This is a genomic window from candidate division KSB1 bacterium, from assembly GCA_024655945.1.
In the GTDB taxonomy this organism is placed as follows: Bacteria; Zhuqueibacterota; Zhuqueibacteria; order JANLFK01; family Oleimicrobiaceae; genus Oleimicrobium.
On record JANLFK010000001.1, the window covers coordinates 41752 to 57610 of the forward strand.

Genomic DNA, 15859 nt, shown 5'->3' on the forward strand with positions numbered 1-15859 from the left:
CAAAACAAGTGGGAGAACCGACCTTGCACCAATCCTCTTGGCATTTGCACCCGGCGTGCACGTCGGGATGCAAGCCGTGATGAAATCGTCTAACGCGCCAACCATCCACCGTCCACCGCCACCGTGTAGCCGTGCATGTAGGACGAGGCCTCGGATGCCAAGAAAACGACCACACCTTTCAGGTCCTCTGGTTCGCCCCATCTTCCTGCAGGGATCCGCTCGAGAATTGCCTTGCTGCGCAGGGGGTCAGCACGCAAGGGAGCCGTGTTGTCGGTGGCCATGTACCCTGGGGCAATCGCGTTGACATTGATGTGGTGGGGAGCGAGCTCATTGGCCAGCAGGCGTGTCAAACCCATCACCGCGCTCTTTGAGGCTGTGTATGACGGCACAAGGATTCCCCCTTGAAAAGAAAGCATCGAGGCAATGTTGATGATTTTTCCCCCTCTCCCCTGCTGAACCATCACCTTTGCCACCGCCTGGGTGAGGAAAAAGAGCGTGCGCACATTGACGTCCATCACCTCATCCCAGTCCTTCAGTTCGAATTCAAGCACCGGGGCGCGCCTGATGATACCGGCGTTGTTGACCAGTATGTCAATGGACCCCATGTGCTCCAAGGCCTGTCTCACGATGGGGTCGACGCTTTCGATCTTTCGCAAATCCGCTGTCACCGCGGTGCACCGTCTGCCCAGCTCCTCGATGTGCCGTGCGGTCTGTGCCATGTCCAGGACATCTACAACCACCACGTCGGCCCCTGCTTCGGCCAGGCCGATGGCCATGGCCTGCCCCAGTCCACGTGCAGCGCCGGTGACAATGGCGACTTTCCCGTCCAGGCGAAATTTGTCAAGAATCATCTCTCCCTCACACAATGGCTTGTTTGGCGTGCTACCTCAGCCTTGCCATTTCAACGGCATCCATATCCTCGAAGGCCTGATTCTCGCCGCCCATAGCCCAGCAGAAGGAATAGGGCCCAGTGCCCACGCCAGCGTGGATGGACCAGCTTGGCGAAATGACCGCCTGGCGATTGGCAACCACGATGTGGCGTGTCTCTTCAGGCTCGCCCATAAAGTGGAAAACGCGCGTCTCCTCAGCCATGTCAAAGTAGAGGTAGATTTCGGTGCGTCTTTCATGAGTGTGCGGAGGCATGGTATTCCAGTTTGACCCCTGTGCAAGCACCGTGACACCCATCACCAACTGGCAGCTCTTGATCCCACCTGGATGAATGTATTTGTAGATCGTCCGCTCGTTGCAGGTGGCCGCCTGACCAAGGTACACCGCCTCGGCCTCTTCCATCGCCATCTTCCTGGTAGGGAGAGCCGCATGGGCAGGGAAGCTGAGTAAGTAGAAGGCAGCCGGGTCCTCTGGGCGTTCGCTTTCAAATGAAACGTCTCTCGCCCCCTGGCCGATGTAAAGCATGTCCTTGTTGTGCAACTCGTAGATCTCCCCATCCACGGTGACCATGCCGGTCTCACCCGCGTTGAGAACCCCGACCTCGCGGCGCTCGCAAAAGTAGCTTGCTGCCAGTTCCTTCGATGCACCGAGGCGGAGTGGTCTCGTCACCGGCACGGCGGATCCGATTACCGCCCTGTCGACTTCGGAATAGAGCAAGACAACTTCCTCAGGCACAAAGAGGGTGTCCACGAGGAAAGAGTCTCGTGTCTCCTCGGTGGTCATCCGCCGGAAGCGAATCGGGTCAGCAGGATAGCGTATCTCCACAAGTATCTCCTCCAAGCTAACAGGCTGTCGTCGCGGGGAGCCAATCGGACCCGAAGGGGTGTTGCTCTGCTCCCCTTCCGCATACCGCTCTCAGTACGTCACTACCACAGGGTTGGCCAATCTTTCCACCATCTCGTCCAGGTACCTGACAAACTCCGCTTTCGTTTTGATCCCCGAGGGCTCTCCCTCCCAGGCAGCCAAGAAAGCGTAGCCCAGCCTGCCGTTCTCAGGGCGCAATACTACCACGTGACTGTGCTCATCTTCTGCGTATTCGACAAGGTCCTTTGTTCTGAAAAGCACTGCCAACCCGAGGCTATCTCCTGCAAGGCTCTGTCTACCGTAGGTGGCCATGAATGCCCAGTCCCCTTTGCTGCCCGAACGCAACAGTTCTGCCGAAGGGTCCTTAACGATTCCTGTGCACAGGTTGGGCGCGTCACCAGAAATGTGCACCCGGTGGGTGGTTATGCGGCTGCCAGCCGCTATCCCGAGTTCCGACACCAGATCATAGGACTTGCCGCCTACCTTCCAGCCGAAGTACCTGGTCCTGATGAGAGATCGCACCGGTCCGTTGAGCACAACTTCGCATGTGACGCTGTCTGTCGTGCTCACGCGCTGTGCCTTGCCATCAAGCCATATGCCGAGAGAGCCGATGCCCAACGATTCGCCCACCTTAAGGATATCCATGCCCCAGTCGGCCATCCGGTGATAGGACTCAAATCCATCCTGGCCCACGTCTTGGAGGATCATCTTAGGGACCTTTTTCCCGAAGACATCGATCGCATTCCTCCAATCCAGATAGAAGCGGTATCCGACCAAGTCAGATTCCCAACCAGGGCCTTCGTAGCGGATGAATTCGGAATGGTCGGTGTGCTCCTGTGGTACACGCAACGAGCGCACGTTCACAAAATGGCCGCCCAGGTACTTGCGCCCGACGAACTGTCCGCCAGTCTTGACGGAGAGCTCTGCCTGTGTTCTTTTCGCGTAGGTCCGCTCTCGGGAACCTTCTGGCGCGTACCATAGGTGCAACTCTCTCTTGCCGCTTGCCGGCAAGTCCAGCAGGGCGGTGATGTTCTCCGATTGTCCATCTCCGTCCAAATCATCCGCCTGGCTTGGCATCTCTCTTCCAGCACAGAACACCATAAAGGCCATGGGATTGAAATCTGGGGCCTTTTCCCGGATGCGGCCGATGTCAAGAGTTAGCAGTTCGTCGCTGCGGGGGAGCGCAGTCGGGTTCTGGACCTGCAGGCCAACCGACTTCGGGTAGAGGCGTTGCAAGTCGGACCTGGCGCACGTCACACACGCCAACAAGGCTACCCCCAGCGCAATCGTCAACGACCGCATGGTTTTCCTCCCTGTATCGTAGCCCTCTCGGGACAGCCGCTTGTGACCACGGCTTCGCGTCTCCTCCGCACCGCCCACAGTTTCTTGCCCCATAGAAGGCAGCCACCCAGGCACCAGACCGTTCGGGTACTCATCAAATGTAGCAAAACTCAATTTGCCAAGCAATGGGCGGCGCTACGAGCCCAGAAGCTCAGACAATGCCCAGCGACACCACCACCCCGCCGCAAAACCTCCTGACACCATGACTCGGCGTACTCTCCAGGGGGCGGTTTGTGCCCCTCAACCTTTTCGACAGGAAGGCACAGGAACGCGCTCCTCTTCCCGACTGCTCCCGGGCGCCAAGCCGGCTTCACCGGAGCAAGAGAAGCCTCTGCACTCTGAGATTCTTCCCCGTGCAAAGCCGGCAAAAATAGGCCCCCTGGGGAAGGGCCCCTGTGTCCCAACTTACAGAGTACGTGCCCTGCTGGTGGGGGCCTTGCGCGAGCACGGCCACTTGCCTTCCGCTCACATCGAACACTCGCACATCCACGTAGCCTGGTGTGGCAACTTCATACCGGATGGTGGTTGAGCCGGAGAAAGGATTCGGGTAGGCCTCCACCAGGTCTAATGTTGTGGGCGCGGCGATGTCGGCGTTCACAACTCCTTGCGACGTCGACCCGACCAGAACAAGGTACATGGCCGCCGCGTCTGTGCCATCCTTAGAATTGCGCCCGAGGTTGACCTTCTCTCCGGGCTGAGTAAGCCTGCGGAACAAGGCCAACGTCTCCTGCGAGCCCCCTGCGCCAGTGAGAGTGATGGTCAGACCGGTAGATTCATATTCCTGCAGCCATTCAGGTTTCGCGGCAATGCGGGCCGAATGTGCCACGTGCACCTCGCATGCCTCTTCGGCAACAAACTCGGCCAGTGTGAGCAGATAGTTTTTGGTCCGCGAACCAGGGGACGTCTGAATCCATTCCCAGACGCGCAATCCCTCGGGAACCGAGAGCACGGTTGTGGTCCCGTCGCCATACGGGTCGATGCCCTGCGCGAAATCGGAACGTACGCCCCAGTCCTGCGCGTTCTCCACATCGTAGACGAGGAGCTCCCTGATCCGTGCGCCTGAGCCGCGCTCGACAAACGGCTCATGCCACTCGCCCCCTTCGACCTCGTAGGCGCCAATGTCAGGAGCACTCCCGCAATAAGGCTGCCCAGAGAGGACCCCACGATCCACAACCGCACTACTCGGCCTTGGCCTGAGGAGCTCGACCTCTGGCAGGGAGCCGTCTCTGTGCCGCGCCGACTTTGCGAGCTGGGTGTCGATGCTGAGAAACACATCCTCATTGAGCGGCACCCCAATTTGCCAGCTGTTCCCGGCCACCACTGCAGTCGGCGGCACCGTGGCCAGCACCGAAGAAGTTACGCTGAGGTTGTTCACGAATACCGACTGACCTCGAATTGGGTCTCTTGGAAAGTAGAAGTTCCTGCCGTTGTTGTAGGCAGTGTTGTGCAGCAAGGTCAAGGCACCTGTGTTGTTGTTGTGGTCGAAGCCTTTCGACTGTCGAGCCGGGCCGAGGTTGTCGAAGGCCAGGCAGCGCACAACGACATGGTCGCCAGGCACATAATCGCCACCCAATTTGAAGCCGTTTCCGTCCCCGCCAAAGTTCGCGGGATTCCCGAACAGCGCTGGGTCGCCATTGTGGAACGCCCAGCAGTTCTCTACGACGATCCTGTTGGCTGCGCGCCAGAAGTCAAAGCCGTCGTCTGCGTTTTCCCAGGCGCGGCATCCGTAGAAATAGTTGCCCGGGAGGATGTCAAACTTTGCTCCGAACCCGTCTGCGTTTTCGCCTGCGGTAATCCTGTCAAAGTTCCAAAAGCTGTCGCAGTTCTTGATGAGGTTGTGGGAAGCATTTCCGGCCATGTGAATGCCGGTGTCGCGGTTGCCGTATGCCGTCACCTGCTCCAGCTTGTTGTAGCTCCCGTCCATGCGGATGCCGTTGTGTCCGGCATAGCGCACGGTGATTCCGATGACATGCCAGTACCAACCATTGAGGCGTATGCCGTTCTGACTCCCTTCTTCTGCCTGCCCCGAGAAATCAAGCACTGGCGTCTCTCCCGGGTAGGCGACGACGGTTATTGGCTTTTCTGCCCTGCCGTGGCGGGAGATCTTGATGGTCGCATTGTGGTAATAGACCCCTCCGCGCAGCACGAACACATCGCCGGGCAGCGCCTGATTGGTGGCGTAGTCAAGCGTTGCCCAGGGTTGATCCAGCGTGCCCGGATTGCTGTTGTCCCCTTGCGGGGCGATGTAGAACACTCTGTCGCCCTCGGGAATCTCGCCCCAATACACGTGTAGCCCAGAAGGAGGCTCCTGTGCTCGGGCCACTACGAGCAGAAACAAGAAACTCAACACGACAAGCGACGGTACACGGCGATGGGAAGACTTCATCGTTCCTCAGCGCATGTTGATTTCGCAGCCAGTGGGTACAAAAGTGCCCCCCTCGCTCACGCTCGCATGCGAGGGGGGCCTTTGCGTTACTTCATCACCACCAGCTTTCGCACCTGGGTAAACGAACCTGCGCTAAGCCGGCAGTAGTACACGCCGCTGGTGACGTCCGCAGCCTTCCACACAACCGCATAGACACCCGGGCCCTGTTTGGCATTCACAAGCTGTGCCACTGTGCGTCCGCTTGCGTCGTACACCGTCAAAGTCACCTGAGCGCTCGTGGGCAACATGTAGCGAATCGTGGTTACGGGATTGAACGGGTTCGGGTAGTTTTGCAAGAGCGCAAAGTGCGTGGGTACCTCCGGTTCCCGCTCTGCCACGCCGACGCTCACCTTGAGACTGCCTCCCTCAAAGGAGATTGAACCGTTGGGACCCAGCACGAAGGGAATGGTGTTGTCGAACTCGCCCGCGACCAGGTGCAGCACACCGTTGATCGTAGTCGCCTGCGAGAGAACCACCCCCTGGGGGTTGGCAATCGTCAAGTCGTTCACCACTGTGGGCATCGCCATGCTGGTCACCTGCTTGGTGGCTCCATTGAAAGTGTAATTGGCCGCAGTGCTCAGCGTCACCGCCTCGCCGGGCACTGTCCCCAAAAAGCCCGCCACACCATCACCGTGCGCGGTTGCCAGCGTTGCGCCAGCATTCAAGACAAAGATGCCGTTGCCTGCCAACACGCTCTGCCCCACGTCCAACGTGGTGCCGAAGCTCACCTCGATGGGTAGGTTCAGAATGTTGTTGCCCTCGCCTAACGTCAGCTTCTGCACCCCGGCCTTTGCGAACACAAACTTGGCATTACCGGCCGTCGGGTTGGAGTTCTGCGTGGTGGCATTGGACATAGAAAAATCGCCCTCGTACAGGTACCAGGTCGTCGTGCCCGAACCATTCCCCTGGGAGCCGCGAGCAATGGAAAAGTTCCCACCGGTCACCACCACATTGCCGTAGTGGTGCACGATAAACGTCGTCAGCGCATTGCTCGTCCCCTGCACCGAGAACTGACCCGCCTCCACGACTACGTCGCCCTTGACAGTGATGATCGAAGTGTCAGACGCCGCAGCAGTGCTCATCTGCCAGCGGTAGGCCCCTGTGTTCACCACGCGGATATCGCCACCGATGGTGATGTTATCCCAGCCCATGTCGCGGTTGCGCCCCAACTCCGGAGTGTTGAACACCACGTGATAGAAATTCTGGTTGCGATTGCCCGGTGCGTCCTGCTTCGTCCCCGTCAGCAAAAAAGTCGAACCCTCCTGCCACGTCGCCAGCGGCACACTCCCCCCATCCCGCGCGTGCTCGTAGGTGCTGCCATCGCCAAACGTCAACGAGCCGCCTGTGACCTCCACCATGCCGTTGTCCTGCACCTTGAGGTAACCGCCAATCTCCACAGGAATGTCCACCCGCACCGTGTCGGTGCCATCAACGGTGATCTTCTCTGTGCCCCTCGGCGCACTCGGCACCGCCATCCACCGATCTACCACCAACCCCTCCCAGGTCGAGGCCTGACTCCAATCGCCCGACTTGACCGAGCGGTATTCCGTCACCACCAACGGCACCTTCAAACTGCCGCCCTCGTACGAAATCTGACCCTGCGGACCCAGCACGAAGGGAATGGTGTTGTCGAACTCGCCCGCGACCAGGCGCAGCACACCGTTGATCGTAGTCGCCTGCGAGAGAACCACCCCCTGGGGGTTGGCAATCAGCAGATTGCCCACCAGCGTCGGCATGCGCGTACTGGTCACCTGCGCCACCGTTCCGTTGAAGCCATAGCTCGAGCCCGCCGGCAACGTCACCGTGCCCGTCACATCCCGGAAAACTTCCTCAACCCCACCGGCAAGCGCCGTCACCAACGTCGCCCCCTCATTCAGCAGAAAAATGCCCGCTCCCGCCAGCCGGCTCTCCCCCATGTCCAGGCTCGTGCCATCCCTGACCTCAATCGGCAACGCCGTCAGCGTGTTCCCTGCACCAAGCCGCAAGTGCTGCGTCCCCTGCTTGGCAAACACAAACTTTGCCCCTCCAGGGGTCTGCGTCGAACTCTGGGTGGTGGCGTTGGCCATGGCAAAGTCGCCCTCGTACAGGTACCACGTCGTTGTGCCGTTCGGCTGCGAACCCCGACTGATGGAGAAGTTACCGCCCGTCACTGCGATATTGCCGTAATGATGGACAATGAAGGTGGTGTTCGCCGTGCTCGTGCCATGCACCGCAAACGCTCCGCCCTCGACGATGACATCCCCCAGCACGGTGATGACCGAGGTGTCACCCGCAGCAGTCGAGCTCATCTGCCAGCGGTAGGCCCCTGTGTTCACCACGCGGATATCGCCACCGATGGTGATGTTATCCCAGCCCATGTCGCGGTTGCGCCCCAACTCCGGAGTGTTGAACACCACGTGATAGAAATTCTGGTTGCGATTGCCCGGTGCGTCCTGCTTCGTCCCCGTCAGCAAAAAAGTCGAACCCTCCTGCCACGTCGCCAGCGGCACACTCCCCCCATCCCGCGCGTGCTCGTACACTGAGCCAGCAGCGAATGCTAGCGAATCGCCCCCTGCAAAGGCGCCACGGTTGACGACTGTTCCTTCGACGACTCCTTTGGGCGCGGTGATGAGGCCAAGAGTGTCCACCCTCATGAGGGCACCCGGCGAGACAGCAAGTTGCGACGTCCACACAGTGTCGTTGAACGACACACCCTGCGGGTTGACCACGCCCAGAAAACGTGTTGAGTCCGGGAGAAGACCGCCAGCAACCTGCGGTTCGCTGCCGTTGAAGACATACCCGGCCGCCTTGCTCAGCTCCTTGTCCCCAGAGGTGCCAATGGCCTCGTCAAGACCTCCCGGGACAGCAGTCTGCAGGGTCGCGCCTGCGGAAAGCACGAACTTGCCATTCCCGCCCAGTCTTGAAAGGCCCATGTTCAAGGTCGCGCCGCTGTCAACCTGCACAGGCAGGCCGCCCCCGCCATAGGTGACGTTTTCCAGCACGAGATTGTGCACTCCGCCTGTCTTGGCGAAAATGAACGTTGCCCGCCATGGATTGGAATTCTGCGTGGTGGCATTGGACAGCGAGAAGTTGCCCTCATGCAGGTACCATTTGGTCCAGCCGGTGCCGGTCTGGCCACCCTGGCTGCCTCTGCTGATGGCAAATGTGCCTCCGGTCACCACGATGTCGCCGTACTGGTGCACCTCCACCTGCGTTGCGCTGCTCGTCCCCTGCGTCTCAAATTGACCGTTCTGTACGATCACATCGCCATGGACGGTCACGGTGCCCGAGGTGCCACCAACCAGTCGCCAGCGCCCCGAACCAGTGTTGAGGACGAGGATGTCCCCACCGATCGTCTTCCCCGCGAGGTCGAGGTCCAAATTGCTGCTCAGTCCAGGTGTGTTCAGGACGATGTGCCAATAGTCCTGCCCTCTGTTCGCAGGGGCTGCGCTGGTAATGCCGGTAAGAAGAACCGTCGACCCTTCCCCCCAGGTAGCCTGGGGTATGCTGCCGCCATTGCGGGCATGCTCGTACTGCCCTCCACCCAGAAACGTCAGCGAGCCGGTGGTGACTTCGACGCTCCCGGTCTCCTGCACCTTGAGGTTGCCGCGGATCTCGACCGGCACATCAATGCTCACCACGTCCGTACCCTTGACCGTGATGTTCTCCGTGCCCACTGGTGGCGCGCTTGCTGCAATCCACTGCGTTCCGTCAAAGACTTCCCACGTAGCAGTCTCGCTCCAATTTCCTGTGGTGGCAGAGCGGTAGTCTCCCACCTGCTGGGCCGTAACAAGGCCAGCAAAGGCCATCACAACAACGGCCGACAACCAAAGTGCGTACCTCCTGTTTCTCATGACGGCATCCTCCTTTGGTTGGTGCGCTTGCAATGTGCATCCCTGCACTTTCCGATGAGCCGTGGAGCCAGGGACCTACCTCTGCATTAGCATCCTTCCCATCTTCACCGAGCTGCCGGCCTGCACCCGGTAGAAATAGATGCCCACCGGAAGTCCGCGTGGCTCCCACGTCAGTTCATGAATACCCGGCTGTATCTTGCCCTCCCACAGGGTGGCAACTTCTTGCCCGAGAAGATTCAATACCTTTACGCTCACCTGGCTCGCACTTGGCAGGCCAAAGCGGATCGATGTCCACCCCCGCAAGGGGTTCGGATAGTTCTGTTCGACAAAGAAGGTGCGCGGAATACTCCCTTGTCTGGAGGATACTCCCACGGCAACCTTCAGGCTTCCCCCCTCGAAGGAGATTGTGCCGGTGTGCCCCAAGGTAAAGGGGATGGTGTTGTCAAACTCGCCGGCCATCAGCCGGAGCACGCCGTTGATCGTCGTCGGTTGGGAGAGCGTCACACCGGCAGGGTTGTTGATGACCAGGTCGCCAACGACTGCGGGCATGCGGGTGCTGGTAATCTGAGGCACCGTGCCGTTGAAGCTGTAGCTCGACCCGTCGGCCAACGTAATTGTCCCCGTGGTGCCCTGAAAGATCTCGGCGACGCCGCCTGCCAGGGCAGTTAAGAGCATGGCTCCCTCATTCAGGACAAAAATGCCGCTTCCGCCGAGCTTGCTCTCCCCCATCTCCAGTGTCGTGCCTTTGGCAACTTCGATCGGCAGGGCCGTCAAGGTGTTGCCGGGTCCCAACGTCAAACGTTGTACGCCATTTTTGGCGAAGACGAACTTTGCCCCGCCAGGAGTCTGGGTGGAGCTTTGCGTGGTGGCATTCGACATGGAGAAATCGCCGGCGTACAGGTACCAGGTGGTCGTCCCTCCTGGCTGAGAACCGCGGCTGATGGAAAAGTTCCCGCCGGTGACAGTGATATTGCCATGGTGGCGAACGACAAATGTGGTCTGGGCGTTGCTGGTTCCCTGCACGGCAAATGCTCCTCCCTCCACGGTCACGTCGCCCAGCAGCGTCACGACGGCGGTGTCGGTGGCCAAAGCGGTCGTCAGATACCAGCGTGCCAGACCTGTGTTGACCACCCTGATGTTCCCCCGGATCGTCACCCCGTTAAGGTTCATATTCAGATTGGAGGCCTGCGCGGGTGTGTTGAACTCGATGTTGTAGTACCCTTGATTGCGATTCTCCGGGGCGACGGACACGGTGCCGGTCATGAGAAGCGTAGAACCGTCCTCCCAGATGATGGTCGGGATTCTACCCCCATCGCGGTCGTGCTGGTAGATGCCCCCATTGCCGACACGCAGATTGCCACCGTCGTTGACAACTCCCTGGTTCACCAGCCGCCCGGTGATGGTGACCGGCACATTCACGTAGACCGAGTCTGTGCTCCGCACGGTGATTGTCTCGCTCCCAGTGGGCGGGGTGCCTGTTGCCAACCACGTGGTGCCGTTGTAACGTTGCCACGTCTGTGCACTGCCCCAATCACCACTTGCCTTCGTGCGAAAGTCACCGACAGATTGCGCCAGCGAGGACACGCCTACTGCCGAGAGAAGCAAACAACACAGCACCAACGTGTCACGTCTCATGTTATGCCTCCTCAAAAGCTTTGAGCCGAAAGAGGCGCCGTGCGCGCCAACTGCTTTGCCCGATTTGCAACCACGTTTTCTCAGCCGGCGGTCACGCAGCCTATCGCCTCCACGGAATCTGGTACGCAAGCTGGCCGAGAGCAATCCAGCGACGCTCGCTGTTCTTGCTGATCGCGCTTGACCAGATGTCCTGGTATTTCATGAGCGAGTTCTCCACCGCCAAATCCACACGGAGGCCGCCGTAGATCAGGCTTGCGCCGCACGAGTAGACCGAATAGGTGACCGGCTCACCCGGAAGCTGATTGCCTTCTGGTTCGAAGACCTCGGCCTCATTCCTCATCCCCGCGCGCACTGCCAGCCAGGGCAAGGCGCGCAGCTCGAACCCTACTCGGAATGGGGAACTCGATAGCCAGGGGGAACTCTCCTTTCCGAAGGGGTCCACGTAGCGCGCGGACTTGTAGGGGCGAAGCTCGTATTCAAAGCCTAAGATCAGCCATTCCTTCGGAGTGATCGACAGACCTGCGCTCCCTCGCCAGGGTAGCTGCAGTCGGTCCTTTCCCTCTGCGTGCAGGCCCGCCACCAGCGCGGCATTGGCGACCTCATTCAGCCCGACACTCTCTACCTCGGCCGACAATTCCCTCTTAATTTTGGCAGGAGGTCTGACCGTCAGGCCAAGGCTGGCATGGCTGCCGGTCAATAGCCAGCTTAATGCAACTTCCTGACCCTTGAAGCGGGACGTGCCACTCTTGCGCAACCGCCACCCCACGGAATCAGCACGGAATGCGTTCGCAAAGAAGGTCAGTCTGCCCCTGCCCACATACTTCTCTTCGTCGTCGCTGCTTCCCCGTAAGAGCAGGGCGCTGACGCCGAAGGCGGAACGCAACTTCTCCACCCGCGCCGCTAAAGCGAGCCCATAGCCCCGGATCGCACCGTTGCGCGAGCGGACGGTCTGATACCAGTCGACGACGAGAGGATTGTCGTCGGACGGGCGCATTGTCGGCAAGGGTCGTTGGGAAAGGATGGACGGCGAAAGGACATTGTTGTGCTGGTAGAAGTGGCTGAGGTCTGCGTATTGGACCGCGCCCAATCCTGCGCAAAACTTCACTGCAGACACCTGAAAAGGCACGGCCGCAAAAAAGTGAAGCGGGTACTGGCTGCTGCTGGAACGTGACCAGTTGGGGCCAATGTCATCGTACGGCCGCTGCACCGTGTCTGCCGCGGTAAATCCCGGAAGTTCAGGGTTCGGGTCGGGGATGCGGCTGGTCAGCCCTTCCAGCAGCAAGCTGAGATTGGCATAGTACCTCACCGGGGCATAGTTTTGCTTCTGCTCCTGGTGATGCGAAAGCGCAGCCCCGCCCACCGACACGCGCAGGCCAGCAAGGCTCGCCAGCACTGCCGGGTTGTTGAACATCGAAGCTACATCCTGGGTGGCAACTGTCACACCGCCCATCGCTCTGCTGGCCACCGAGTGCAGCTGGCAGTGGTCTACACCCTGGAAGGTGAGCTGTCCGCCATACCCCTGCCCCAGCGCCAAGCGTGCCGTCAAAGCAAGGATCAAAGCCGGGACAAGCTTGAGTTGTTTCATGGCAGAATCATTCTCGCGCTAATGCGTTGCACGTTGCCCAGGTAAGTGCCCATATCGCCATAACTCCAGTCAAGTAGCAGACGGACACCTTCTGCAGCGAACTTGAAGCCTGCGCCCAAAGTCAGGCCGTCGAAGTCATAGTTGAACTTGTAACCGGCGCGCAGGGCGAGTACCCCGCGGATCTCGTACTCGCCCCCCAGGTGCACCTGTTGCTCGTAGTCATTTGGGTGGAAAATGTCCACGACCACGCCGAGCCGATGCTCTTCCTGGTTGCCCACAAGCAAGCCATCGCGCCCGACCAGGTCGGCTGCGACTCCGAACCGGAAAAGCAGCGGAACCGGGTGCGCTTCCTTGGCGAACCTGATGTCCGCACCAAAGTTCTGCACTGCGGAGCCAAGGTGAATGGAACGGTAGCCGGTGTTGTAGCGAATCCCGAAATCGAAAAGCAGACCGTCTGCCCACGTCTTCACGTCCTCATACACGCCGGGCCGAACCATGGCTGTCACCTGTCGTTCGCTGAAAAGCGATTGGTAAACGAACTTCGTCCCTATTCCCACCGAAAACTTGTCCGTCAGATCACGGCCATAAGAAAGGCCAACCACACACGCGAAAGGTCGAAAAGTCCGCCCGGTGAGCCCCGGATGCTCGGGATCGTTTATGAACGGCCGCGCATTGCTGGTCTCTTCAAATTCGCCGAAATCGACGTACTGCAGTTGCGCTCCTATGGCCCCACTGCTTCCCACCGGCGTGGCGAAGCCGAGTGCCCCCTGCTGCGCGTCGAAAAGCCAGTTCACGTAGCCGGTGAAAAACTCCGGACTCTCGACCCTCGCCACCCCGGCAGGATTCCAAAAAACTGCCTCAGAGCCAGTTGCCCACACGGAGTAAGCTTCGCCTAAGGCAGCTCCCCGCGCCGAGGGGATGACCTTGAGAAACTGCATCGAGGTGCTGCCTACCTTCTGCGCGTAGGAGGAACCCCACCACAAAACGGCGGCCAACAGCAAAACAAGCGTGCCGATTTTTCGCTTCGGACAGTTTCTCATCGTCGTCTTTCCACCGAGGTTAGTGGATTACCACAAACTTTCCGCTAGAGCGGTCGCCCGTGTCGAGATCTTCGACTACAAAGTAGTAGACCCCGGACGCAATCAGCTGGTTGTTGACGCTTAGTTGATACCACGGGTTGCCGAAGGTCTCCCGTTCGTGTCTGATGGTCTTCACCAGCTGCCCGGAATAGGAAAAGATGCGAATGATGCAGCGCTTCGTCAGGCCCATGAACTGGACTCTATCGCCAATTTCACCAACGGGATCTGAGCCGCTCAGTCCGCTGGTAACGATGAGCGGATTGGGAACCACGTAGACTTTCCCCAATCGCTCCTTTGGCGGCGCCTGCGTTTCGTGCAGGGTGAGATTGGTCATCCCGCTCTTGCCGCCCAACTCATCCACGGACAGCACCGCGTAAGCGACGTTATCCCCGAGATTGCTGTACGGGTCCAAAACAGCATACTCGCCCTTTTCGAAATACCTTGGGTCCCTGATGCCCACCGAGTCGATGACCGTCCACGGCCCGAGTGGATGTGGCGCGCGTAGCACCAAGTAGTGGCTGAGCCGCGCACGGAGCCGTCGACAGTTAAATTCTTCCACCTGCGGGCCCCAGACGATTCGGTTGGCCGCTGCGTGCGTGTCTTCGACTCTTATGGCGGGAGCCGGGAAAGGAATTGGCACCGTATCGTACCTGCCCTTGGGCGCAGCCTCTTCCGGTTTGTACTGCAGCGTGTCGTACTTCACCAGCGGCCGCCCGGTGTACATCTGAATGGCCCTATCTGCGACGTCGCGGATGGAAACGACACCCGGCGTGACATACCAGGGCAGCGGGTGATTCTGCAGATAGGTGCTGCCGATGTAGTTCTTGGTGCCCAAGTAGCTGTACTGCAGCGTGTCGTACCAGCTGGGCACAGGGTTGAAGTAGAATCCCGCATCCACGCCACCCCGAACGTTGCCACCCAGGTCCTTGTACTTCCGGTCGTCGGCAACTCCGGGCCCATACCCCGCCGCTTCTGCGACGGCAAAATACATCGTCTCGTTGGGAGGAAGGAGATAGGGGTAGAAACCATAGGCTCGCGCCGCCGGCTGCCACCACGAAAGGTTTGCCGAGGTCTTGGTGCGGCCTTTCCAGTACGACCAGAGGAGTGGTTCGAATTGTGTGCAGAAGCGGGTCGAGTCCTCGGTGCCCTGCCAGATTCCCGTCTTGCGGCGCAAAGTGGGGTCCATCCATGTCGCTGTTTTCGCCTCTGGCGGAAGGTTGCCGTTCTCATAGCGGAGCAGGAAAGGTTGCTTTGCCTTGCCGTTCTCGTCCCACATGCCTGCACTGTCGCCGGTCGCCAGGAAGACCTGCTGGGTCTGGTCCCTTCGGCACAAATGCTCATAGTCATAATGCAACACCACAATGCCGACCGCCTGAGGCGAATTGAGGCCCCCGCGATTGCCGGGGGTTGACCACTCCTCGAAAAAGACCGGATCGGGAAGGCCCTCCCGCTCGTGATTGTAGCTCATCCAACGCTTGAGGTCGAAGCGGGCAAAATGGTCACCCAGGCCAGCCGGAGGTTGCCCGCGAAAGGCGCTCTCCGTCCAGCTGCCGTGGTTGCGTTGGTAGCCAAACATGGACGGGGCGAACGTGTTTGCAAAGGTGACGAACAGGTCCTTGATCGTGTCGCCCGTCACGTTCTGAAACTCGTACTCGTAGATGATGAAACTGTCGTAACCAGGCCAACTCCATGCCCGGCTTGTGCGCGTCACGCGGACGCCAACAGGAGTGTCCCAGCCAGCGATGATAATCTCCTCGGCCTCGTCGGGGTCGAATGAAGGGTTGAGCGAACCATCGCCGAGCAGCGGAAAGTTCTCGATCCTCTGGATGTCCAGGGGGATGCTGTACACCCCGACGACAGGCACTGGGTCGCCGCTGCTGTTTGATACGGCGCCGCAGAAAGCATACTTGCGCCCACCTGGTCGCGTACCGGCTATCCAAATTCCACTGCCGAAGGAGTTGTGCTGGCCAGGGTAGTTTGTCCTCTCCAGAACAATCCGGGAGTACGGGGGCCACTCCATGCAAGGCATGCCGGGCTGTATGGTGCCGCCAGCGCTGTAGGCCCGCCCCAGCTCTCCAGTATTGAAGACGGTTTGATGAAGCATACCCCGGGAGTGCACCCGCCAGTCACGCTGTTGACCGGCCGTTTGGCCGGCACCCAACAAGAGAGAAAGGATGAGCACCTGAGCGCGTTTCATATGCCCTTCTGC

General features: G+C 59.7%; 9 protein-coding genes. All 9 read right to left on the reverse strand.

Annotated elements, in window-relative coordinates:
* Positions 1-89: 89 nt before the first annotated feature.
* Positions 90-851 carry a 2-dehydro-3-deoxy-D-gluconate 5-dehydrogenase KduD gene (gene kduD, locus NUW13_00210; GenBank protein MCR4437457.1) on the reverse strand — a complete coding sequence of 254 codons (762 nt, stop codon included), beginning with the start codon at positions 849-851 and terminating at the stop codon, positions 90-92.
* A gap of 31 nt (positions 852-882) precedes the next feature.
* The gene (kduI, locus tag NUW13_00215; protein MCR4437458.1) at positions 883-1713 is read right to left on the reverse strand and encodes a 5-dehydro-4-deoxy-D-glucuronate isomerase; all 831 of its coding nucleotides are present in this window, start codon (positions 1711-1713) and stop codon (positions 883-885) included.
* Between the two features lie 90 nt (positions 1714-1803).
* Positions 1804-3054 (reverse strand): DUF4861 domain-containing protein, encoded by a 1251-nt coding sequence (locus tag NUW13_00220; protein MCR4437459.1) that lies wholly within the window; start codon positions 3052-3054, stop codon positions 1804-1806.
* Between the two features lie 349 nt (positions 3055-3403).
* Positions 3404-5479 (reverse strand): right-handed parallel beta-helix repeat-containing protein, encoded by a 2076-nt coding sequence (locus tag NUW13_00225; protein ID MCR4437460.1) that lies wholly within the window; start codon positions 5477-5479, stop codon positions 3404-3406.
* Positions 5480-5565: 86 nt separating this feature from the next.
* Positions 5566-9351 (reverse strand): T9SS type A sorting domain-containing protein, encoded by a 3786-nt coding sequence (locus tag NUW13_00230; GenBank protein ID MCR4437461.1) that lies wholly within the window; start codon positions 9349-9351, stop codon positions 5566-5568.
* Between the two features lie 75 nt (positions 9352-9426).
* Positions 9427-10986, reverse strand: a complete 1560-nt coding sequence (locus NUW13_00235; GenBank protein ID MCR4437462.1) for a T9SS type A sorting domain-containing protein — start codon at positions 10984-10986, stop codon at positions 9427-9429.
* Between the two features lie 100 nt (positions 10987-11086).
* On the reverse strand, positions 11087-12571 hold the full coding sequence (locus tag NUW13_00240; protein MCR4437463.1) for a hypothetical protein: 1485 nt from the start codon (positions 12569-12571) through the stop codon (positions 11087-11089).
* A complete protein-coding gene (locus NUW13_00245) occupies positions 12568-13611 on the reverse strand; it encodes a PorV/PorQ family protein (protein ID MCR4437464.1) in 1044 nt (347 codons plus the stop codon). The genes NUW13_00240 and NUW13_00245 overlap by 4 nt, the downstream gene beginning before the upstream one ends.
* 19 nt (positions 13612-13630) lie before the next feature.
* Complete coding sequence (locus NUW13_00250; protein MCR4437465.1) at positions 13631-15847, reverse strand: T9SS C-terminal target domain-containing protein; 2217 nt, start codon at positions 15845-15847, stop codon at positions 13631-13633.
* Between the last annotated feature and the right edge of the window lie 12 nt (positions 15848-15859).